The sequence below is a fragment of the Mitsuaria sp. WAJ17 genome, assembly GCF_014174515.1.
Lineage (GTDB): Bacteria > Pseudomonadota > Gammaproteobacteria > Burkholderiales > Burkholderiaceae_C > Roseateles_B.
Window position 1 is genome coordinate 82,198 of sequence record NZ_JACJUG010000019.1, and the last position, 21,719, is coordinate 103,916.

Sequence of the window (21,719 nt, forward strand, 5' to 3'; positions counted from 1 at the left end):
AGCCCCAACAAGGATGCTGCCGATGAAAGCCCCTGCCCTCCTTGCCCCCCTCGCCGTGGCCCTGCTGTGCGCCCTCGGTGGCGCTCGCTCCGCCCATGCCGACGACAGCCTCTACTCCCAGCTGGGCGGCAAGCCCGCGCTGGAGCTCGTGGTGGACGGCCTGCTTCAGCGCGCCACGCAGGATGCCCGCATCAAGGACTTCTTCAAGGAGACCAACCTCAAGTACCTGCGCACCCAGCTGGTGGACCAGCTGTGCGCAGTGACGGGCGGCCCCTGCCGCTACGAGGGCGAGACCATGGCGAACGCGCACGCGGCCATGGGCCTCAGCCAGGCCCATTTCAACGCCCTGGTCGAAGACCTGCAGGACGCGATGGATGCCGCCGGCCTGCCCTTCGCCACGCAGGGCCGTCTGCTGGCCCTGCTGGCGCCCATGCACCGGGACATCGTCACCCGGTGAGTGCCCCCGGTCCTGTCACCGCATGCACGGTGCTTTCTTCTTGAGAACCACGGGCGTGCCCGACACCTCAGCGGGCTTGCCTGGCGGCGGCGGCGCCGTCGTCCTTGATGTGCTTGAGGAAATAGCGCAGGTAGAAGGCGCCCATGCCCAGGGTGATGGTCAGCACGGCCAGGCTCATCAGGCCCACGTCGCTGGTGAAGAGCAGCTCGAATGCTTTCATGGTGGCGTCCGGAATTCGTTGTCGGAACCCTCATTGAAGACCTGGGCTGCGGGCCTGTCCTTGCCCTGGCGCAAACGCAAGGCGCCCCCGGACGGGGCGGCCAGTCAGGCTCTGCGCTGGCTCAATTGGAGCGCCGGCCTGCTGCTCGCGGGCGTCCTGCTGTCGGCGTCGGCCGAGCCCTGGGAGCGCCGCCCGGTGCCGGTGCCCAGCCTGACCGAGGTCGAGCAGGCCTACCGGCGCCATGTGGCGACGAGCAATGCCGCCATCGTCGAGGAACTGGGCGCGAGGCAGGCGCGGCCGCACCTGGTACGCATCATGGACCTTGAAGCGGTGCGCTGCGAATTCCATTCGGGCCGCAGCCATCTCTGCCGCATCCTCGTCACCATCGAGGTCGATGGCCGCATCAGCCCGCGCCGGGCCGGCGACGCCCTGATGACGCCGGACGAGGGCGAGGGCTGGAAGCTGCGCCTGCTGCGCCGCCCGCGCTAGCCGCGTCGATCGCTCGCGACGAGCAGCCGATCCCCGGGCTGCAGCTCGCAGGCCGCCTGAGGCGCAAAGCCGCCCTCGCGCTGGATCAGACCATCGGGCGACTCGCAGACATCCACACGGCGTGCCGAGGGGAAGCGTTGCTGCAGCCAGTCCATGAGGCCCTGCGGCAGGCTGATGCGCTGGCGCGCGGCGGCCAGGTCCTCGTCGGGATGCTCGGCCAGGTGGAGCCAGGGGCTGAGAGCCGCCAACCACAGCCAGGGCCGCCCGGGCAGCTGCAGCACCGTGCCGGCATAGCCCTGCTCGCGCAGCCAGGCCTGGGCCTGGGCGCGGTCGCCGGCCTCGCCCCAGGCGGCAGCCGCCAGCTCGGCCAGCCACTGGTTGCAGTTCTGGTAGCGCAGGCCGAAGACATAGGCATTGGCGCTGTAGTCGGGGTGCAGCAGGCCCAGGGCGCGGGCATTGTCCAGGGCTAGCGCATGCAGGGCGGCACTGGCCTCGGGCGGCAGCAGCAGCAGGGCCATGAAGCCCTGCTCGGGTCGCTGGCTACCCCGCACGAAGGCGGCCAGGCCTTGGTCGAACAGGCGGGGGCGGCCGCTGTCGCAGTCGAAGTAGAGCTGGCGCACGGCCCAGGGGCCGGCGGGGTTGTCGCGCAGGGCCAGGCCGGCGTGGGAGTAGCGCTGGCCCCAGCGGCGCAGGTCCAGGCCGTCGCGGGCGATGAGGGCCAGGTCTTGCCCTCCCCCCTCCATCAGTTCGCGCAGAGCGGCGCTGAAGCGCAGGGCCCGCGCCTGCTCGGCCACGGTGGCCTCTCGCTCGCGCGAGCACAGCAGCTCAGTGCCAGCCTGGCTCGCCAGCGGCGCCAGCAGTCCCAGCACGAGCGCCAGGGCTGGCAGCCGGCGGTGCCGGCCGGACCTCACAGGGTCACGGCCCGTCGCTGGAACTCATGGCGCCAGCCCTCGTTCAGGGCCAGGAAGAAGGGCTCTCCGGCACCCGCGAGGGCAAAGGCCAGGCCGTAGGCAGGCGTGCTCACCGCGATGCGGTCCCCGCTGCGCAGGGCCACCGACTCGCGCACGGCGGCCGGCAGCAGCAGGGTGAAGCGGCCTCCCTCACCCTCCAGCTGGAGGCGCTCCAGGCCGGGTCTGTCGTCCGCGGCCGCGATCTCCACCACGCGGTATTCACCGGCGGCCACGCGCTGGCCGGTAGAGCTGTTGCTGGAACCCTGGATCGAATCGGACACGCTGCCCACCGACCGCGAGCCGCTGTCCAGAGCTGAGGACACCGAGCTGCTGTCCGCCCAGGCGCCCAGGGGCTGGGCCGCGAGGCAGGCGAGGGTCAGGGCGGCAAGGAATGAACGCGGCTTGGACATGAGGCGACGCAGGAAGGAGTGGTGGGCCAGCATAGCGCCTGCGCACTCAGGACGCCGCGAGCGGCGCCTCGTCCGTAGCGAACTGCCAGCGGTTGCGCCCGGCCGCCTTGGCGGCATACATGGCCAGGTCCGCCGCCCGCATGAGGCCCTCCACTGTCCGGCCGTGCTGCGGAAAGCGGGCAATGCCCACGGACACGCCCACCACCACGCTCTGCCCCGCCAGCACCAGGGGCTGGCTGACTGCATCGATCAGGCGGGCCGCCACCAGCTCCAGCTCCTGCGGCCCGGCCGGCTGGTCCAGCAGCAGCACGAATTCATCGCCGCCCAGGCGGGCCAGGGTGTCGGTGTCACGCACCAGCGTGCCCATGCGCACGGCCACCTGGCGCAGCAGGGCATCGCCCTGGGCGTGGCCCACGCTGTCGTTGACGGCCTTGAAGCCGTCCAGGTCCATGTACATGAGGGCCAGCTCGCGGCGCTCGCGATGGGTCTGGCCCAGCAGGCGGCCCAGGCGCTCCATCAGCAGGCTGCGATTGGCCAGTCCGGTCAGCGCGTCATGGAAGGCCAGGTGCTGCAGGCGCTCGTCGTGGCGGCGGCGCTCGGTGCCGTCGCTGAACACATGCAGCAGGCGTTCCTGCGCGCCCGTGGCCTCGTCGCCAGGGATCAGACCCAGGTCCAGCCATTGCAGGAAGGCCTCGCCGTTCTTGCGGCGCCGCCACAGCTCGCCCTGCCAGTGGCCCTGCGCCCGCACGGCCTCGCGGGCCTGCGACTCCAGTGCGGGATCGTCCCGCCCCAGCACGTCGGCGGAGCGGCCCAGCACGTCGGCAGGCTCGAAGCCGGTGATCGCCGTGAAGGCCGGGTTGACCGAGAGGATCAGGTCCTGGGCATCCGTCACCATGACGGCATCGACCGTGGCACTGAAGACCGAGGCTGCCAGCTGCAGCTCACGCTGCGCAGTCTTGAGGCTGCTGACGTCGCTGCCCACCGCGAAGATGCCGCGCACCTCGCCCCGGGCATCGGTGTCGGGCACGTAGTGGACCAGGGTGTGGCCCAGCCGTCCGTCGGGCCGGCGGATGCTGCGCTCGAAGGTCTGGGTCTGGCCAGCGAGCACGCCCTCGATGTAGGGCTTGGAACGCTCGAAGCCCTCGGCGCCCAGCACCTCGGGCATGCTCAGCCGCAGCATGTCCTCGCGGCTGCGCCCGTACCAGTCCTCGAAGGAGCGGCTGGCGAAACGGCAGCTGAGATCCCTGCGCCAGTAGGCGACCAGGCCTGGCATGGCGTCGGCGATATTTCGCAGCAGTCGGGCGTTCTCCAGCGCTTCCTGCGCCGCGGCGCGGGCCTGGTCACGGGCCTGCACCAGCTGGGCCTCAAAGGCCAGCCGCTCGGTGATGTCCTCCACCATGCCCACGAAGCCCAGGGGTTCGCCCCGCAGGCTGTGCAGTTCCTGGGCGCGGCTGCGCACCTGGCGGATCGCCCCACCGGGCCAGACCACGCGGTAGGTCTCGTCAAACGGGGTGTTGCCGCCCTGGCTGCGATGCGAGGCCTGGCGCACACGCTCCCGGTCTTCCGGATGGATGCGCGACAGCCAGGTCTCATGGCTCACCTGGGACGGGGCGATCTGGTAGATCTGGCGCCACTGCTCGTTGGTGTAGCCCGACTGCCCGCCGCGGTCTACCTGGAAGACGCCCACGGGCACGCAGTCGCTGAGGCTGCGGAACCGCTCGGCACTGAGTGCCAGGGCCTGGGCCGCCTCCTCGCGCGCCGTGATGTCCCGGATGAACTCGGTGACGCCGGCCTCCTCACCGGACTGGCCAGCCTCGGCCACCAGGGTGACGGACACCAGCAGGCGCTGCCCGTCCAGGCGCAGCCGCTCGCTCTCATGGCTCAGAGCCTCACCGGCTGCCAGTGCGTGGCGGTTGTTGGCTTCGCGAGCCCGCAGGTTCTCGGGCACCAGGGTCCGGTGCAGGCGCCCCAGCAGCTGCAGGGGTGCCGCGCCGAACAGCCGCTCGGCCGCGGCATTGGCGCGCCGGATGACGCCCTGGGCGTCGATGCTGAGGATGGCGTCGGCGCTGTGCTGCAGCAGCGCGCCAGCGCGGGCCGCCTCGGCCAGGGCATGGCGCTCGATGCGCAGGGCTCGGCGTCCTTCCAGCAGCTGGCTGGCAGCCCGCGCGAGCTGCTGCAGGATCTCGCGCTGCCGCGCATCCAGGTGCCGCGGCTCGCGGTCGATCACGCACAGCGTACCCACATGCTCGCCGCCGCTGAGCTGCAGCGGCGCGCCGGCATAGAAGCGGACGTGGGGCGAGGCCAGCACCAGCGGGTTGTCGGCGAAGCGCGAATCCAGGCGCGCATCAGGCACCTCGAAGACCGCATCGCCCAGCACGGCATGGGCGCAGAAAGCCATCTCGCGGGGGGTTTCACTGGTGCCGGGCAGGCCGACCTGGGCCTTGAACCACTGGCGCCTCTCGTCCACCAGGCTGATCAGCGACACCGGCACGCCGCAGACCAGGGAGGCGATGCGGACCAGGGCATCGAACTCCGGCTCGGGCGGACTGTCCAGCACCTGCAGGGCGCGCAGAGCGGCCAGGGCGCGGTCCTCGTTCGCTCGAAGGGGGGCGGGCATCATGGCTCCATCATCGGTCATGCCGCGACGGGCTTGGAAGAGCCGCCCGGCCATCCCCAGTGGCCAGGGGCGTGCAGGGTTCACGGCCGAGCCGACTGCTTCAGGGCTTGGCGGCTTCGGGCCAGATCGCCTGCAGCAACTGGGCCAGGCGAGCGCCGGCTCGCGCCAGCTGCTGACGGACCAGGACCTGGCTGCGCGCCTCGTAGTCGGCCGGCAGGGTCACGACCCAGCGCGAACCGCGCAGGCTGGACTGGCGCTCACCGAATTGCAGGCCAGCAAAGGCACCCTCGGCCTCGTTCATGGTCTCGCTGGCCCACAGGGCGGGCCACTGGGCCGGGTGGGCCGCCATGGCCGGCACCTGGCGGGCGGTGGCCGGCAGGGCTGCCAGTTGCTCGGGGCTCAGCTTGCCCGGCGCGTTGTCCCAGTAGGCATGCAGATTGCCACCCGGGCCGGTGGCGCCCATGACGGCCAGGGCATTGCCGCCCACGGTACGGGCCAGCGGGTCGTCGCCCTGGACGTCGGGGTCGCGACGCTGGCCCTTTTCGTCCAGGTAGACCGAGCCCACGTGCAGCGGCTGGTGCACATCGCCCAGGTCATGGACCAGCAGGGCCAGGGCCTCGCGCTCGGTCTGCAGGGCGAAGGGGCCCGGCACGGTGCCGCCGGCCAGGCGCTGGCGGGCCGCCTCGATGGCGAAGACGATGTCGTGGTCGCTCGTGCCCACCGAGCCCGGCTGATAGCGGCCCCGCTCCAGGGCGGGGTTGGTGTAGTGGTACTGCTTGTGGCAGCTCTCCTCGCCGGGCTTGGGCTCGCAGCCGTCGTTGTTGCGCTTGACGTAGTCGCGCATGAGGGCCTCTTCCTCCGGCTTGTTCTCGAAAGGAGCGCACTCGGGGTAGCGGCCGGTGACGGTGTAGCGGAAGTCCTTGGCGGGGTCGATGCCCTTGACGCAATCGGGCCACACGGCGATGTCATGCAGGCTCACCCCGCCCAGGATGCGCGCGACCTCGCGCTCGGCCCGCGTGCCCTTGATCAGTTGGGCGGCGACGTCACCGACTGCGGTGTGGCCCGTGGCGCCCCAGGCGTGAGCGGCCTGATGGGGCGCCAGTGCCAGTGCCAGTGCCAGTGCCAGTGCGAGGGCCGCGAGCGCGCTCGCCAGGGGGGACGGGGCGGGTTGGTGACGGGACGGTGCGTACGGCATGACGGGACTTCCTTGACTGCTGACCGCCCCAAAAAACCTGTCACTCCGTGCCAGGCCCCCCGAGGGGGCAAGGAAACTTGGGGCGGCCCAGCGTTTCCTTCAGACCGCCCCCAAACCTGTCACTCCGTGCCAGGCCCCCCGAGGGGGCAAGGAAACTTGGGGCGGCCCAGCGTTTCCTTGAGAGCGCCGATTCTCGATCAAGTCCATGGCCCTGCCAGGGGTGGATGCCCGGGGCGGGCGATACCGTGGCGCAGGACGCACAACGCGCCATTGCAATGGCATCCCGCGGGCGCGCCCATGAGCTGCAGGCTGCTGATCCTCGAAGCCCACGGCCAGCGCGCCGACCGCGGCCGGGACGCTGGCGAGCAGGTCTACGAGCGCATGCTGCAGTTCGGTGCCGAGCTGCAGTCCCGGGGCCAGCTGCTGGCCAGCAACTCCCTGGCCGTGCGCAGCAGCCGCGTGCAAAAGCGCGACGGCAGCCTGAGCATCATCAATGGCCCCTTTCGGCGGGCGAGGCGGCCTGCGCGCCCCTAGGAAAGGCGCCTGGCCACGACCTGCCGCAGGCGGGCATCGCGGCCTGCCATGCCCGCGCAACACAGGCCGAAGACACGGACTGATCCCTCATCCTGGTCCTCTACACACGCCTGCTGGAGGGCTGGCCCTCACTCGTCGTCGCCCTCAACCGCGCCGTGGCGCTGAGCCAGGCGCCCGAGGGCGGCGCGGCCGAGGCGCAGGTCCGGGTGGACGCCCTGGGCGCGCAGGCCGCCGTGCAGCGCGCCCCCTGGCGGCACAGCGTGCGCGGCGACCTGCTGGAGCGGCAGCACCGCGGCCCCGAAGCCGCCCTGGCCTTGGAGCAGGCCGCAGCGTTGAGCCTCAATGAAAGAGAGCACGCCCTGCTGACGCAGCGCGCGCTCGAAGCGAGAAGCAAGGACGAGGAAACCGGTGCGCCGGCTCGGGGCCGGCCACGTCTCTAGAGGCTCAGGCTGAGGGCATAGCCGCCCGTGGCGCCGGTGCTGCGCAGCACGCGCAGGTACACGTTCACATCCTTGCTGCCCGAATTCGTGATCTGCAGCATCTGGGAGACGCCCAGCACGCCATTGGATAGCACCAGCTGCGTGCCACCGGCCGTGTAGGCCCCCAGGCCGAAGCCCGAAGCGCTGCCGGCGCTCAGCACGACCTTGAGGGTCCTGCCGGCGGGGACGTTGTAGCGGTAGTAGTCGTTGTCGCTGTTGCTGGCAATGCTGCCGCTGATGGCCGCACTGCTGGCACTGATCACCTGGGCGGCGCTGAGGCTGTCATTGGGTTCGGCTTCCTTGATGGAGACCGGGGCAGGCGCAGGGCTCGGGGTCGGCGCGGGCGTGGGGGCCGGAGCGGGCGCGGGCGCGGGCGTGGGCACGGGGGCCGGGGCGCTCGCCACGGCCAGGGCCGCATTCACCGCCGCGTTCGCGTCAAGCAGCCCGGCGCCGCAGCCCGAGCAGGCCGCCGGAAAGGCGCGGGCGCTGCTCTTGAGCAGGCTGCCCACCTGGTCTGGCGTGAGGTTCTTGTTGGCCTGCAGCATCAGGGCCACCACCCCGCTGACCACCGGTGTGGCCATGGAGGTGCCCATCATGCCGGCATAGCTGTCGCTGCCCGGCGTGGTGGCGCCGGTGTTGTAGGTGGAGAGGATGGCACCGTTGCTGTCGCCGCCCGGTGCGGCCAGTGTCACCTTGCTGCCAAAGTTCGAGTAGGGGGTGCGCGCGCCGGTCCTGCCGGTGGCGGCCACGGTGATCACGCCGCTGCAGCTGGCCGGCGAGAAGCCGGCCGCATCCTGGCCGCTGTTGCCCGCCGCCACCACCACCACGGCGCCCTTGGCGCGGGCCGTGTTGATGGCGTTTTGGGTGGTGATGTCGCAGGCACCGGAACCGCCCAGCGAAAGGTTGATCACCCGCGCCGGGTTGGCGTTGACCGGTACGCCGCTGACTGAGCCCCCGACGGCCCAGACCATGGCGTCGGCGATGTCCGAGGTGTAGCCGCCGCACTTGCCCAGGGCGCGCACCGGCAGCAGGCGGGCCTTGAAGGCGACGCCGCTCACACCGATGCCGTTGCTGGCCGTGGCGCCGACGATGCCGCTGACGTGCGTGCCGTGCCAGGAGCTGTTGCGCGCGGCGCTGCCTGAGCCGCAGGCGCCGGCAGCGACGAAGTCGCCGGGGTCGCTGGCGTCCGCATCGCGCCCGCCGCCGTCACCGGCCACCGTAGTGTTGCGGATGAAGTCGTAGCCGGGCAGCAGGCGCGGCGCGAAGTCGGCATGGGGTCGCACGCCGGTGTCAATCACGGCCACGGTCACACCATCGCCCGTGGCCTTGTTCCAGGCATCGGGGGCACGGACGCCGCCCACGCTGTCGAAGAGGCTCCATTGCTGGGCGTACATCGGGTCGGTGGGCGTCAGCTGCGGCTGCAGCAGGCGGTCGGGCTCGACGTACTCGATATTGGCGTCACCGCTGCGGAAGCTGGCGGCCAGGGCCTCGATGTCACCCTTGGCCAGGCGCCGGCTGAGCTTGAAGACCTGGGCGCCGCTGGCCATCTGGCGCAGGTGCGTCAGCTGCACGCCATGGCGGTTGGCGGCGACCTGGGCGGCCAACCGGGCGTTCTCGGTAGGGAAGGCGCCCTTGCCGGACTTGTACTTGACGATCAGGCGGTCCGTCTGGGCGGCCTGGACGATGAGGCCGTCAGGGCCGATCTGGGCGGCCTGGAGCGCGGCCTGGGAAGAACCGGCGCCGGCCAGCAGGGCCAGGACCAGGGCGGAGGACAGGGGTGACTTCATGTGGTTTCGCCTCGGAGTGCATCCATCGAGGCCAGTTCCCTGCCGGGGCGGCGGGGCAGCTGGCAACCCCGCTACCCTGGCCGGCGCCTGAGGGGCGTCGGCTGTAGGCCGGAGGCTTTGCGTCCCGCGCTTTCGCGCGGTTTGCCGATCACGGGGGAATCCCGTAGGCGCAACAGTAGGCGCTGGCGCCACCGCTTAAAAGCGCTGCCACGCAGGTCGCGGGGCTTCCTGCGACTTTGTGCGCGCCCGCTGCCCTTGGGCGCGGCGAAACGGCGTCCGGGGACTCAGCGCAAGGGCTGGTCCAGGCGCATCACCGGATACAGCCGGTAACGTTCATCCCACGAAGCATGCCGGCGGGCGAAGAAGGCGAGGCGGGCACGCGGGTCGGCGGCGAAGGCGGCGTCCTCGGCCAGACGGCGCTGGAACTCGGCGGCCAGCTGCGGATCGGCTGCCAGTTGGGCCCGGGCCACCTCCTCCGCCACGTAGTCCTCCATGTATTCCTTGGTCTCGAAGGCGTTGTTGAAGAAGCCCCAGGCCAGGAAGGAGTCCGGCGCCTGCGGCTCCAGCAGGGCCATCAGCAGGCGCACGCCGGGCTGGGCCGCGGGCACGAACAGGCTGCCGGCGGGCAGCTCGCGCGGCTCGGGGCGCCACTGGCCTTTGACCTCCAGGCGCTGATGGCCCTCCACCGACTGCGCGCCAAAGCGCGCCTGCTCGGCCCGAAAGACCTGCACGGGCAGTGCCTGACGCGCCACGGCCAGGCGCTCGAAGCGCAGGCCATGCAGGCGCAGCTTCGCCGCCACCACCTCGGCATGCGCGGCCGGCACCAGGTAGCCGGCGCCAGGCACCGGCAGGCTCAGGGCAGGAACGATCTCGTCGCGCAAGGGCACATGCCAGATCTCGGGGCGGCTCTCGTCGTAGCGGGTCATCAAGGCCCCGGAGATCTCCGAGGGTGTGCGGGTGTAGGCATAGCCGCGGAAATCGATCATGCGCTGCTTCGGGCTGGCCTCGAAGGCGAGCGGCTGCTCGCTGCCGGCCAGGCGCATTGCACGCAGGTCCGCCGCCCTGGCCTGCGCCAGCCAGTCCTGGCCATGGCGGGCCATCAGTGCCATCACGGCGACCACGGTGTTGCGGGTGATGCGCACGCGGGTCGGGTAGTCCTTCCACGAATGCGTCTCCACCAGCATGCCGAAACGGTTGCGCAGCCAGAAGTAGCCGGTGGAGAAACGCGGCGGCGGCACGCCATCGGCAAAGCCGGAGGCGGGGTTGTCCATCTTCTCGAAGGCCATGTAGAAGGGCTGCGGCAGCGAGCCCTGCGCGGCCAGGGCCTCGATGACGCCGTCGCGCAGGCGCTGACCGCTGGCGCGCAGGACCTCGTCGCCCGCATGCACGGGTTCGACCTGGATGGACACATCGTGCTGGAACTGCGCGCCGTCGGTCACGTGCAGGTCGATGGTGGCCAGCGGGTCCCAGGCCTGGACCAGGCGCAGCATGGCCTGCATCTCGGGCGCGTCGGCCTTGGCATAGTCGCGGTTGAGGTTGTAGTTCTGCGCCGTGGTCCGCCAGCCCATGGCCTCGGGGCCGCGCTGGTTGGGGCGGTTCCAGGCGCCAAAGCGCTCATGGCCATCGACATTGAAGACGGGGACGAAGACCAGCACCTGCCGCTTCAGCGCGCCGGCGGCCGCCTGCCCTTGCAACACCTGGCGCAGGGCGAGGAAGCCGGCGTCCTTGCCATCGATCTCGCCGGCGTGGATGCCGCCCTGGATCAGCGTCACCGGCAGGCCGCGGCGGCGCGCCTCGGCCGGGCTGAACACACCCTGCTGACTGGCGACCAGCGCCCACATGGGCCGCCCCTGCGGCGTGCTGCCGAAGCGCGTGCAGCGAACCATGCGGGGAAAGCGCTGCTGGAAGGCCTGGCACAGGCGACCCACCTCCTCGTAGCGCCCGGTGCGCAGGAAGCCGCTGCGTTGGGCCTCGGTGTCGAGGTCCGGGGCGGCGCCCGACAGGCCGGGCAGGGCCAGCAGCGCCAGAAGCAGGGCGCGGTTGAGGCGCCGGGTCGAGAAAGATGGCAGGGGCAGAGGCATGATCAGCGGGGGGCCAGGCAAGACCTGGCACTTTATCCAGCCTGGGCCAGAGACGCTGCTGCGGATGGCCCGGGGTGCCTTCCGTCACCCTTGTCCGCCGCCTTGCATACTGCGCCGGCCCCAAGACTTCGTCCGATCGGAGGACTCCATGAGCCTGACTCGCCGCGGCTTTGCCGCCCTCGCCTGCCTGTCCATGATGGCCACGGCCTGGGCCGGCAGCCCTGCCGCAGACAGCCCCGACACCGCGCTGCAGGCCGCCATCGCCGGCGCCCAGCGCACGCCCGCCTTCACCACCCGCGACGGTGCCCGCCACCCCTACGAGACCCTGCGCTTCTTCGGCATCCAGCCCGGGATGACGGTGGTCGAGCTGAGCCCCGGCGGCGGCTGGTACACCGAGATTCTCGCGCCCTATCTGCGAGACAAGGGCCAGCTGATCCTGGGCGCTGACGACCCGCAGTCCAGCAACGCCTACCGCCAGCGCAGCGGCCAGCGCCTGAAGGAGAAGCTGGCCGCCACGCCGGCGGTCTATGGCAAGGTGCAGATGAATGTGTTCGAGGTGCCCGGCCGCCTGCAGTACGCCGCGCCCGGCTCGGCCGATCTGGTGCTGACCTTCCGCAACGTGCACAACTGGATCGAGGCCGGCGGCGAGCCCGCCGTGACGGCCGTGTTCCGCAGCGCCTTCGAGGCGCTCAAGAAGGGCGGCAGCTTCGGCGTGGTCGAGCACCGGCGCCCGGCCTCGCAGGCCCAGGACGAGAAGGCCAGCAGCGGCTATGTGCACGAGGCCTACGTAATCCGCGTCGCCGAGGCCGTGGGCTTCAAGCTGGCCGCGCGCAGCGAGGTCAATGCCAATCCCAGGGACACCGCGGACCACGAGAACGGCGTATGGGCCCTGCCGCCCACCCTCGCCAACAAGGACAAGGATCGTGAGCGCTACACCGCCATCGGCGAGAGCGACCGCATGACCCTGCGCTTCGTGAAGCCCTGAGCCAGCGATCCGGCGCCGGCCTCAGCCGCCGGCCCGCTTGGCCGGATGGCCCTGGGCGATCAGCCAGGCGGTGACGCGCTCGGCATGATCGCCCTGGATCTCCAGGACGCCGTCCTTGCAGGTGCCGCCACTGCCGCAGGCGCTGCGCAGTTGCTTGCCCAGGGCCTGCAGCGCGGCCTCGTCCAGAGGCAGGCCCTTGACCAGGGTGACTGTCTTGCCGCCCCGGCCCTTGCTCTCGCGCCAGACGCGCGCGATGCCATCGCCCGAGGGACGTGCGGCGGGCTTGCCGCAGCGGCAGGCCGCTAGCGCCGCGCGGCACTGCGGGCAGGTGCGCCCCAGCTCGGTGGAATAGACCAGGCGGCTGTCCTTCATCGCCAACCCTCAGCGCTGGCGCATCACGGCCGCGCTGCCGGCGCCCGTGCCCTCGCCGGTCTGCTCGCTGAGCATGCGGTGCATCAGGGCAAAGAAGCGGTCATAGAACTCGCCAGCGGGAATGGTCTCGGAGGCCACCTTCACCATGGAGTCCTGCGAGGCCGCCAGGGGCACCGAGATCGAGCCGATGGCGCTGACGCCGATGCTGGTGGAGTTGGCGCTCTTCTTGATCGCGTAACGGTCCTGCTGGGCCGAGACGAAGGCCGTGGCCAACTGGGCATTGCGGCCGTCAGGCACGCAGACCACGTTGAAGTTGATCTCCACATGCACCTCGCCCTCGGGTTGGAAGCGCTTGGTGCCGCTCACCGCCCCCGCCTTGCCGGGGTTGATCAGGTAGCCCTGGCTCAGCAGCGCGCGCCGCGCCGCCTCGCAGGTGTCCTCCATGGAGGCGTCGAAGAGGCGGGAGAAGGTCTCCTCGGCCTGGAAGCGTTCGTTCTGGTAGACCGAGACCTTGGCCGGCTCGCGGCCCGGCACGGAGATCGCACAGCCGGCCAGCAGGCAAGCGCCGACCAGGGCGGCCAGGGGGGTGGCTGTCCATGTTCTGCTCATCGATCGTTCTCCCTCACTCGCCCTCGGCACATGGTTCACCGAGCCAGCACGACTGGACGCCGGCTCCGGCCCCGCATTATCCCGGTCCCGCACGGCACGGCACGGAAAGACACCCCCGGGCGTCCAAGGACTGCCCGGTGGGCAGGGCGCGGGGCAGCCGTGGCAAAGCACCGCTTTGGGCACGCGGATGGAAGGGCCTCGCCCCAGCTCAAGCCCGTCGCCGGACCACAGGCGCACAATGTGGCCGTCATGCCTGATGCCACCGTGCCTTCGCGACGCCTGAGCCTGGCCGCCCTGCTGGGCATGGGCATGGGCCTGGGGCTGGGCTTCGAGCGCCGGGCCGGGGCCTCGACCGACGAGGAGCTGCGCATCGGCAGCTCGGCGGCACTCACCGGCCCGGCCGCCCAGTTGGGCCTGCGCTACCACGCGGGCATCCGGGCGCAGCTGGACCTGCTCAACCAGCAGGGCGGCGTGCAGGGCCGCAGGGTCCATCTGGACCTGCGCGACGACGGCTACGAGCCCGATCGTGCCGAGATCAACACCCGCCAGCTCGCCGAGGACCCGCGCGTGCTGTTGCTGTTCGGCTATGTGGGCACGCCCACCAGCCGCGTGGCCCTGCCCTACCTGAAGCGCCATGGCATCAGCTTCCTCGGGGCCTATACCGGGGCCAGCATGCTTTACGAGCCCGGCCCGGGCCGCGTCTTCAGCGTGCGCGCCAGCTATATGGACGAATCCGTCGCCCTGGCCCAGGCCATGCTGCAGGACGGCGTGCAGCGCTTCAACGTGCTGCTGCAGGCCGACCTTTTCGGCCGCGCCGGCCTGGAGGCCATACGCGAGGCCGCCCTGCACCAGAAGCTGCAGCTGCAGGCCTCGGCCACGGTGCGGCGCAACTCACCCAAGGTGGACGAGGCCCTGGAGGCACTGATCATCCGCGAGCCCGCCGAGGCCGTGTTCATGATCAGCACCTACGAGACCTGCGCCGCCTTCATCCGCCAGGCGCGCCAGCGCGGCTACAAGGGCCGCTTCTACCTGCTGTCCTTCGTGGGCCTGGAGCCGTTGAAGGAATCGCTGATGGGCGACATGCGCCAGATCCGCGTCTCCCAGGTGGTGCCCGACGCGCACGACACCAGCCTGCCCGTCGTCGCGGCCTACCAGAAGGCCATGCTGGCCCGGGGCGATCGCCAGTTCGACTCGCTGAGCCTGGAGGGCTACGTGGCCGCCCGCGTCCTCACCGAGGGGCTGCGCCGCATCCGGGGCCCCGTCAACCGCGACAGCCTGCAGCACGCCCTGGCCAGTCTGGGTGAGCTGGACCTCGGCGGCTTCAGGCTGCGCTACCAGGAAGAGTCCCACCGCGGCAGCTCGCTGGTGCTGGTTCGCTGAGCTGACGCGCGGCGCCCGCTCAATCCGGCCGCTGGACCTCCCAGACCCCCACCCAGTCCTGGCGCTCGTCGGCGTGATGCCCGACCAGGCGGAAGCCCGCCTTGGCCAGCACGCGCTGGGAGGGCAGGTTCTCGGGCATGACCTCGGCCCGCACGACCCGCACGCCCGCCGCCCAGGCCTCCTCCAGCATGAGGCGCACGGCGGCGGTGGCCAGACCCTGTCCCTGTTGGCCCGGGGCAACCTGGTAGCCGATCTCCACCCGGCCCTCGCAGGGCGCACCCTTGAAGCTGATGTTGCCCAGATAACGTCCGTCGCTGGGCCGGCACATCATGCAGCTGACGGCCCAGCAGGGCGCGCAACCCTCCGCCAGCAGGGCCAGGGCGCGGCGGTGCACGCGCTCGGGCGGCAGGGCGCCGGGCTCCACACGGTCCAGCCATCCGGCGGGCCATTGCCCGGCTTCCAGCAGGCGCAAGTCGTCCAGGCTCAATCGTTCAAGCGTCAGGTCCATGGCGACATTGTGGGGCCACGCCGCGGGCTGCCGACGATGGGTCGCCTCTGGCAAGGGCGTCGCAAGACCTGACCCCGCAATGGCCAAGGCCCCAGCACGCTCGTGACGCCTGGGGCCTTGACTGCAGGGGGAGGGCCGTCGTGGGCCTGGCCTGCTCCGCAGGGGTCTTGCCCGGGCGGTGGAGGGCTGCTGTTTGCAGTGATCCCAGTGTAGGAAGGGCGGGCGGGCAGAAAATTGCGAAGATGGCTTTGATTCTTTTTCTTTTAGCATTAGATTGCTCATAAATAACATTTTGAGCAATGCAAATGGAACTTGACCGCATAGACCGCCAGATTCTTGACATCCTCCAGCAGGAAGGCCGCATCGCCAACCAGGATCTGGCAGACCGCGTGGGGCTCTCGCCCTCGCCCTGTCTGCGCCGGGTTCGCGCCCTGGAGGACAGTGGCCTGATCGCCGGCTACCGGGCGCTGCTGGACGCTCGCAAGCTGGGCCTGAGCCTGATGGCCCTGGTGCACATCTCCATGGACCAGCACACGCCGGAGCGCTTCGCCAACTTCGAGGCCTCGGTGCGCGTGCTACCCGAGGTGCTGGAGTGCCTGCTGATCACCGGCCAGGCGGCGGACTACCAGCTCAAGCTCTGGGTGCGGGACATGGACCATTTCCAGAACCTGCTGCTGGGCAAGCTCACCCGGATCGCTGGCGTGACGGGCGTGCACTCCAGCTTCGTGCTCCAGCACGTGATCAGCCGCACGGCACTGCCGCTGGACGCGGCGCAGGCCTGATCAGGCCGCGGCCGGAGGCTGGGGCCGGCCCGTTGCGGGCTCCACCACCACCCGGGCGTAGCGCTGGAAGCTCCAGTAGGCCCAGGCCCAGTCCATCAGCACCACCAGACGGTTGCGGAAGCCGATCAGGAAGTAGATGTGGACGAAGAGCCAGAACAGCCAGGCCGCATAGCCCGAGAACTGCAGCCAGCCCAGGTCGGCCACCGCCGCCTTGCGGCCGATGGTGGCCAGGGCGCCGTAATCGCGGTAGCGGAAGGGCCTGAGCGTGGCCTCGCGCTCGCGCAGGACGGCGAGGATGCTGCGCGCCGCATGGGCGCCCATCTGCTTGGCGGCCGGACTGACACCGGGCACGGGGCGCAGGCGCCCGTCCGGCTCCTCGCTCTGGGCGGCGGCCAGGTCGCCGATCACGAAGACCTCGGGGTGGTCGGGAATGCGCAGAAAGCCATCGACCTGCACACGGCCGGCCCGGTCCAGCGGCACGTCCAGCATCCGGCCCAGCGGTGAGGCGGCCACGCCAGCTGCCCAGACCACGGTGCGGGCCTCGATGCGCTGCGGCACGGCCCCCTCCCCCTGCAGCACGCTCACGCCCTCGCCGTCGATGCCCACCACGCGGCAGCGGGTCTGCACCTCCACGCCCAGGCCGCGCAGCTGCGCCTCCGCCTTGGCGGACAGCGCCGGCGGCAGCGCCTGCAGCACGCGCTCCGAGCCCTCCAGCAGCAGCACACGGGCCTTGGAGGGGTCGATGCGGCGGAACTCGTCGCGCAAGGTGTGGTGGGCGATTTCGGCCAGGGTGCCCGCCATCTCCACGCCCGTGGGCCCGCCGCCAATCACCACAAAGCTCAGGTGCGCCGCCTGACGCGCCGGATCAGGCTCCAGCTCGGCCTGCTCGAAGGCCTTGAGCACGCGGGCGCGCAAGCGGAAGGCATCCTCCAGGGTCTTGAGGCCCGGGGCATGTTCGGCCCAGTCGTCGTGGCCGAAGTAGCTGTGCGTGGCGCCAGCCGCAAGGATGAGGAAGTCGTACCCCAGCACCTGCCCGTCGGCCAGGTGAACGCAGCGGTGGGCCTTGTCGATGCCGCTGACTTCCGCCATCAGCACGGTCACATTGCGCTGGCGGCGCAGCATGTGGCGGATGGGCGCCGCGATGGAGGGCGCCGAGAGCCCGGCTGTCGCCACCTGGTACAGCAGGGGCTGGAAGAGGTGGTGGTTGCTGCGATCGACCAGGGTGATATCGACCTCCGCGCCCGCCAGGGAGCGCGTGGCGGCAAGGCCGCCGAAGCCACAACCGATGATGAGCACCCGCGGGCGGGTGGACGGGGCGATGCTGTGAGGCTGGCTGTCCATGCCGGTCATTGTGCGCCGCGGCCATCGCCCCCGCTGGCACTCAGACATGCATCAATGGCATGGAGCGCAGGGCGGCCGGCATGGCCTGCGCGCTAGGCGCACGGCGCCCAGGGGCGGCCAGCCCTGGGCCGGGGCGGGCCGGCGCGGCGCTGCTCAAGAAGCCCTCGCGATGACGGCCACCTGCATGTCGCGGCGCCAGCGGAAGCCCAGGCTTTCGTAGAGGGCGATGGCGGCCTCGTTGCTGCGCCAGGCATGCAGGAAGGGGCGCTCGCCACGGGCCTCGATCTGGCGGGCCACGGCGGCGGACAGCTGGCGGGCCAGGCCCAGGCCGCGGAAATCCGGATGGGTGCAGACGCCGCTGATCTCGGTGTGGCCGGCCACATGCATGCGCTCGCCCGCCATCGCGGCCAGGCGGCCCTGCAGGCGCACGCCCAAGAAGCGGCCCATGCGGTGGGTCTGTGCCAGGAAGGGGCCTGGCTGCGTCAGCTCGGCCAGGGCCAGCATTTCGGCCGCATCGGCATCACCCAGGGGCTGGATATCGGGGTGGGAGGGCTCATCGTTCAGCGAGCGCGTGGCCAGCATCTGCACGCCCAGGGCCTCCTTGAGCACGTGTACGCCGGGCGGCAGGCACAGCGGGGGCGCCTGCAGCAGATACAGCGAGCCCTGGGCCGGAAGCAGCCGCGCCAGCGCGGTCAATGCCCCGGGGCTGTCGTCCGCGGCGCAGGCGAAGAGGTGGATCTCGGGGTGATAGCGCCTCGCCAGCGCATCGCCCCGGGCCAGGTCTCGCTGGGGACCGGTGAGGCTGTGCCACACCGGCCGGTCCAGCAGAGTCGCGGCCGGCTGGGCATCGAGGGGCGGGAAAGAGGCCAGAGGCATGTCGCGGAACTCCTGGAGCCGGGGGCAGCGCGACGAGCCTAGCAGAAACGATTCCGGCCCGCGCCTGCTCAGCCCGCGAAGCGTACCCGGCTGCGACGCACCGTCAGCCCGGCCGGCGGCTGGCCCAGCCACCAGTCCTTGGGCAGGTGCAAGGGTGTCAAACCGTCCGCCCGCTCGACGCCCACATGGCCGTCCCGGCCCTGCGCCTTGGCGGCATAGAGGGCCACATCGGCCAGGCCCAGGCTGGCGGCCCAGTCCCAGGCGCGGGGCTGCGAGGGATTCAGCGGGAAGGCGGTCCAGCCCAGGGACACGGTGACCGGGATCTGCCGGCCCTCGCCGATGTCGAAGAGCTGCTCGCGCACCGCCAAGCAGGCCCGCTCGGCCAGCTCGGCCGCGCTGCCGCGGTTGCTGTCGCGCACCAGCACCAGGACCTCCTCACCGCCCCAGCGCACGAGGGAGTCCGTGCCGCGAAACACCTTGCGCAGCCGCTCGGCCAGCTGCACAAGCACGGCATCGCCGGCGCCATGGCCGTGGACGTCGTTGACGCGCTTGAAGTGGTCCAGGTCCAGCAGCATCAGCAGCAGATCACTGTCGGGAGCGGGCTCCTGGCCCTCGGACTCGAAGCGGCGCAGGCACAGGTTGAGATCGTCCTCCAGGCGCAGCGCCAGGTAGCGGCGGTTGCGCAGGCCGGTGAGCGTGTCGGTCAGGCTGGCTTCGCGCAGCTCGACGGTGCGCGCGTCCACCAAGGCCCGCAGCTCGACCTCGCGGCGGCGCAGGCGCCGGGTGCGCCACTGCACCCAGCTCCAGATCGACAGCAGCAGCAGCACGCCCGCGCCGGAGCGCGCCCACCAGGTCTGCCACCAGGCGGGCAGCAGCTCGATGGGAAGGTCCAGCGAGGCCATGCGGCCCGCGCCCTGCTGCGGCATCGCGCGCACCTGCAGCACGTAGCGGCCGGGCTTGAGCGGGCCGAAGCTGGGGCTGCGGGCGCTGGCGTCCACGCGGGTCCAGTCGGCATCCTGGCCCTGCAGGCGGTACTGGTAGCGCAGGCGCTGCGGGTCGGCATAGTCCAGGCCCGCGAACTCGACGGTCAGCGTGCGCATGCCCGGCTGCAGGGTCAGGCCTTGCTGCAGGCTCTGCGGCTGGTAGGGCTGGCCATTGAGCCGCAGACTGCTGACCACCATGGGCAGCTCACCCATGGGCGCGGCGTAGGCCTCCGGCTGCACGCGCAGCAGACCACGGCTGCCACCGAACAGCAGGCCGCCCCCCTGCAGCTCGCAGCTGGCGAAGAACCAGAAGCTGCCGAAGAAAGCGCCCTCGGCCGGACCAAAGGCGTCGATGCGGTCGGCCCGCGGGTCATAGACGTAGAGCTGGCTCCAGATGCGCCCCTGGGCGTCCTCGTGCAGGTTGCCGCCGAACACGCCCTGCACATCGAGGCGTTCACTGATGCGCTCGAAGCGAGAGCGGCCCTGGGCGTCCAGGCCGGTCCGGCGGTGCAGCCCGCTGACCGGCGTGTCCACCCACAGCGTGCCGTCACGCGACCACAGCATGCCCATCACGATGGGGCTGCCCAGCGCCTCCTTCGGCGACTGCGCCAGCGGCGTCAGGCCGGTCGGCCCCTCGACGAACAGCCCCTGCTGCCCGCCCACCCACAGCGCGAGGCTGCCCGGCTCCTCGCGCAGCGCGTAGATGCCGCCCTTCAGCGCCTCGCCGCCCGCCAGGTTGACGCGTTGCAGCGTCGGCGCCTCGGACGACGCCAGGCGGTACAGCCCCTCCTGCATGCCCAGCAGGACCTCGCCCGTGCGGCGGATCAGCAACTGCTGGGCCCGCGCGCCCTCCAGCGGCCAGTCGCGCAGCAGGCGCCCGTCCAGACTGCGGTGTTCCAGGCGGCCGGCCGAGGCCAACCAGAGGCTGCCGTCCGGGGCCTGGTTGAGGGCATCGACCACGCTGCGACGCTCGCGCGGCCACCTGCCCAGGGTCGCCAGGGCCTGGCCGGGTCGTCCGTCCAGGCGCGCCACCGGGCCCGCCTGCGTGGGCGCCAGCACCTCGCCGCTGCGCAGGCACAGCACCGAGCGCACGTCCGCCTCGTGCAGGGCGCTTTGCGGATCGCTGTCGGGCCCGCGCACGGCCAGGGCGGGATGGTCCTGGTGACGCTGCAGGCCCAGGCCGTAGCCGCTCACCCACATCACGCCCCAGCGGTCGCGCAGCAGGCCGCTGATGTCATTGCCCGCCAGGCCGCGCAAGTGCTGCGGGTCGTGCCGCAACCAGGCCTCGATGCTGCCGCGGTTGGGATCCAGCCAGAGCAGGCCCTTCTTGCCCCCGACCCAGATGCGGCCGTCCTCGGCCTCGGCCAGAGCCTGGATGGGCGCCTTGAGGTCCTGCACCCAGCGCACCTGGCCCTGCTCCACCACGCCCAGACGCCCGTCCTGCGTGCCGAACCAGAGGCGGCCGGCGCGGTCTTCCGTCATGGCCAGCACGGTGGCCTCGTCCTGCGGCCCCGGCAGGGCGACGTGGGTCCAGCCCCCGCCCTGTCGGCGCGCAAGGCCCCGCCAGTGGCCGGCCCAGACCGCGCCGTCATGGGCGACGAGCAGGGCGGTGACCCGCTGCTCCGGCTCGCCCTTGATGCTCAACTCGTGGCGCTCGAAGCGCCGCTCGGCCGGCAGGTAGCGCTGCAGGCCCTGCCCCAGGCTGCCTATCCAGACGCTGCCGTCGCCATCCTCGGCCAGGGCGCGGATGGGCATCTGCGCAGCATCATGCACTGCGGCGTTGCCCTGGGCCTGGACGCGGTCCTGCTGAGGGTCGTAGACCATGAGTCCCTGGAACTCGGTCCCGATCCACATGCGCCCGTCGCGGGCCGGAGCCAGGGCCCGCACCCAGCCGAGGTTGCGCCGGGCCGCGGTAGGGCCCTCCTGCTCGATAGAGCGCAGCCGGTAGCCGTCATAGCGGGTGAGGCCCTTGATGGTGGCGACCCAGATGAAGCCGCTGCGGTCCTGGGCCAGCGCGGGCACCGTGTTCTGCGGCACCTCGATGCTGCGGAACTGGGCATCGAGGACCTCGCCCGCGAAGGCGGATGCAGCCAGCAGACCGGCCCACTGAAGGCCCGCCCACAGGAACAGCAATGCGGACAGGCGCAGAACAGCTCGGTGCATGGAGGCGGATGATAAGCAGGCTCCGTGCAAGCCCCGTGAGGCGAGTGACGCGCAATGCGCAGAAATGCGCGCGGCTCAGCCTCCCAGCAGGCGCAGGGCCAGCCAGGCGGGCAAGCCGAGGTACAGCAGGGCGAGGCCGGCGGACTCCAGGCCCTCTCGCATGGGCAGAGCCAGCGCGGGACGCCACAAAAGCCCCAGCCAGGCCAGGGCCTCGATGCCGGCGCGCACGGCCGCCGAGGCCATCAGCACGCCGACGGCCCAGGCTGCCCACCACAGGCCGAAGGCGGACAGATAGGCCGCCAGGCCGTAGCTGCGGTACTCGCCCAGCAGGCCACCGTAGGCGATGTGCTGGTGCAGGGCAAAGGCCGGCAGGGCCAGCAGCAGGGGCAGGCCCAGATACTTCCAGGCCGGCCGGGCCAGGCGGTGGCGGCGCAGGCGCTGGCGGGCCATCGCGTAGCGTGCGGCCGGGCCTTCCTCGCCGGCCTCGGCCAGCGGCGCGCC

General features: G+C 71.4%; 20 protein-coding genes, 1 pseudogene and 1 riboswitch. Of the genes and pseudogenes, 7 read left to right on the forward strand and 14 right to left on the reverse strand.

The features are described 5' to 3' along the window. Positions 1–22: 22 nt before the first annotated feature. Positions 23–457, forward strand: coding sequence for a group 1 truncated hemoglobin (locus tag H5407_RS16015; protein ID WP_183105468.1), 435 nt, complete (start codon positions 23–25; stop codon positions 455–457). A 67-nt stretch (positions 458–524) separates the two neighbouring features. Here H5407_RS16015 and H5407_RS16020 read toward each other — a convergent pair whose 3' ends face one another. Continuing rightward, on the reverse strand, positions 525–677 hold the full coding sequence (locus H5407_RS16020) for a DUF3149 domain-containing protein (RefSeq protein WP_183105469.1): 153 nt from the start codon (positions 675–677) through the stop codon (positions 525–527). A gap of 33 nt (positions 678–710) precedes the next feature. On the opposite strand from H5407_RS16020, the gene H5407_RS16025 reads away from it, so the two are divergent. After that, positions 711–1,166 carry a hypothetical protein gene (locus H5407_RS16025; protein ID WP_183105470.1) on the forward strand — a complete coding sequence of 152 codons (456 nt, stop codon included), beginning with the start codon at positions 711–713 and terminating at the stop codon, positions 1,164–1,166. Here the strand turns inward: H5407_RS16025 and H5407_RS16030 are convergent. From H5407_RS16030 to H5407_RS16050, 4 genes are all read right to left on the reverse strand, one after another. After that, positions 1,163–2,035 (reverse strand): DUF2145 domain-containing protein, encoded by an 873-nt coding sequence (locus H5407_RS16030; protein WP_183105471.1) that lies wholly within the window; start codon positions 2,033–2,035, stop codon positions 1,163–1,165. The two genes, H5407_RS16025 and H5407_RS16030, sit on opposite strands and share 4 nt — an antisense overlap. Positions 2,036–2,073: 38 nt before the next feature. After that, complete coding sequence (locus H5407_RS16035) at positions 2,074–2,559, reverse strand: hypothetical protein (RefSeq protein ID WP_183105472.1); 486 nt, start codon at positions 2,557–2,559, stop codon at positions 2,074–2,076. Positions 2,560–2,572: 13 nt separating this feature from the next. Then, positions 2,573–5,146: a PAS domain S-box protein gene (locus H5407_RS16040; protein WP_183105473.1), complete on the reverse strand. Its 2,574-nt coding sequence runs from the start codon at positions 5,144–5,146 to the stop codon at positions 2,573–2,575. Positions 5,147–5,243: 97 nt separating this feature from the next. Next, entirely contained in the window at positions 5,244–6,338 is a 1,095-nt protein-coding gene (locus H5407_RS16050; RefSeq protein WP_183105474.1) for a S1/P1 nuclease, read from the reverse strand. Between the two features lie 297 nt (positions 6,339–6,635). On the opposite strand from H5407_RS16050, the gene H5407_RS16055 reads away from it, so the two are divergent. Both H5407_RS16055 and H5407_RS16060 read left to right on the forward strand, forming a co-directional pair. Continuing rightward, positions 6,636–6,872 carry a hypothetical protein gene (locus H5407_RS16055; RefSeq protein WP_183105475.1) on the forward strand — a complete coding sequence of 79 codons (237 nt, stop codon included), beginning with the start codon at positions 6,636–6,638 and terminating at the stop codon, positions 6,870–6,872. A 155-nt stretch (positions 6,873–7,027) separates the two neighbouring features. Beyond that, the gene (locus tag H5407_RS16060; RefSeq protein WP_183105476.1) at positions 7,028–7,312 is read left to right on the forward strand and encodes a hypothetical protein; all 285 of its coding nucleotides are present in this window, start codon (positions 7,028–7,030) and stop codon (positions 7,310–7,312) included. Here H5407_RS16060 and H5407_RS16065 read toward each other — a convergent pair. Both H5407_RS16065 and H5407_RS16070 read right to left on the reverse strand, forming a co-directional pair. Then, positions 7,309–9,138 carry a S8 family peptidase gene (locus H5407_RS16065; protein WP_183105477.1) on the reverse strand — a complete coding sequence of 610 codons (1,830 nt, stop codon included), beginning with the start codon at positions 9,136–9,138 and terminating at the stop codon, positions 7,309–7,311. The two genes, H5407_RS16060 and H5407_RS16065, sit on opposite strands and share 4 nt — an antisense overlap. 58 nt (positions 9,139–9,196) lie before the next feature. Next, positions 9,197–9,294, reverse strand: a riboswitch (cyclic di-GMP riboswitch). 128 nt (positions 9,295–9,422) lie between these two features. Next, complete coding sequence (locus H5407_RS16070; RefSeq protein WP_183105478.1) at positions 9,423–11,219, reverse strand: M14 family metallopeptidase; 1,797 nt, start codon at positions 11,217–11,219, stop codon at positions 9,423–9,425. Between the two features lie 148 nt (positions 11,220–11,367). Between H5407_RS16070 and H5407_RS16075 the strand changes: the two genes are divergently transcribed. Continuing rightward, the gene (locus H5407_RS16075; protein WP_255501274.1) at positions 11,368–12,204 is read left to right on the forward strand and encodes a class I SAM-dependent methyltransferase; all 837 of its coding nucleotides are present in this window, start codon (positions 11,368–11,370) and stop codon (positions 12,202–12,204) included. Between the two features lie 21 nt (positions 12,205–12,225). On the opposite strand, the gene H5407_RS16080 is transcribed toward H5407_RS16075, so the two are convergent. Beyond that, positions 12,226–12,576 carry a translation initiation factor Sui1 gene (locus H5407_RS16080; protein WP_183105479.1) on the reverse strand — a complete coding sequence of 117 codons (351 nt, stop codon included), beginning with the start codon at positions 12,574–12,576 and terminating at the stop codon, positions 12,226–12,228. 9 nt (positions 12,577–12,585) lie between these two features. Next, positions 12,586–13,185: a DUF2242 domain-containing protein gene (locus H5407_RS16085; protein ID WP_183105480.1), complete on the reverse strand. Its 600-nt coding sequence runs from the start codon at positions 13,183–13,185 to the stop codon at positions 12,586–12,588. A 249-nt stretch (positions 13,186–13,434) separates the two neighbouring features. Here H5407_RS16085 and H5407_RS16090 point away from each other — a divergent pair, with 249 nt between their 5' ends. Beyond that, the gene (locus tag H5407_RS16090) at positions 13,435–14,565 is read left to right on the forward strand and encodes an ABC transporter substrate-binding protein (RefSeq protein WP_183105481.1); all 1,131 of its coding nucleotides are present in this window, start codon (positions 13,435–13,437) and stop codon (positions 14,563–14,565) included. Positions 14,566–14,584: 19 nt separating this feature from the next. On the opposite strand, the gene H5407_RS24025 is transcribed toward H5407_RS16090, so the two are convergent. Next, complete coding sequence (locus H5407_RS24025) at positions 14,585–15,073, reverse strand: GNAT family N-acetyltransferase (protein WP_220800640.1); 489 nt, start codon at positions 15,071–15,073, stop codon at positions 14,585–14,587. Between the two features lie 305 nt (positions 15,074–15,378). On the opposite strand from H5407_RS24025, the gene H5407_RS16100 reads away from it, so the two are divergent. Beyond that, on the forward strand, positions 15,379–15,855 hold the full coding sequence (locus H5407_RS16100; protein WP_183105483.1) for an Lrp/AsnC family transcriptional regulator: 477 nt from the start codon (positions 15,379–15,381) through the stop codon (positions 15,853–15,855). Here H5407_RS16100 and H5407_RS16105 read toward each other — a convergent pair whose 3' ends face one another. The 4 genes and pseudogenes from H5407_RS16105 to H5407_RS16120 form a co-directional block, all read right to left on the reverse strand. Beyond that, complete coding sequence (locus H5407_RS16105; RefSeq protein WP_183105484.1) at positions 15,856–17,196, reverse strand: NAD(P)/FAD-dependent oxidoreductase; 1,341 nt, start codon at positions 17,194–17,196, stop codon at positions 15,856–15,858. Positions 17,197–17,349: 153 nt separating this feature from the next. Continuing rightward, on the reverse strand, positions 17,350–18,072 hold the full coding sequence (locus tag H5407_RS16110; protein ID WP_183105485.1) for a GNAT family N-acetyltransferase: 723 nt from the start codon (positions 18,070–18,072) through the stop codon (positions 17,350–17,352). 68 nt (positions 18,073–18,140) lie between these two features. Then, entirely contained in the window at positions 18,141–21,218 is a 3,078-nt protein-coding gene (locus tag H5407_RS24695) for a ligand-binding sensor domain-containing diguanylate cyclase (protein WP_183105486.1), read from the reverse strand. Between the two features lie 75 nt (positions 21,219–21,293). Beyond that, positions 21,294–21,719 (reverse strand): annotated as a pseudogene (locus H5407_RS16120) (apolipoprotein N-acyltransferase); the annotation flags it as partial.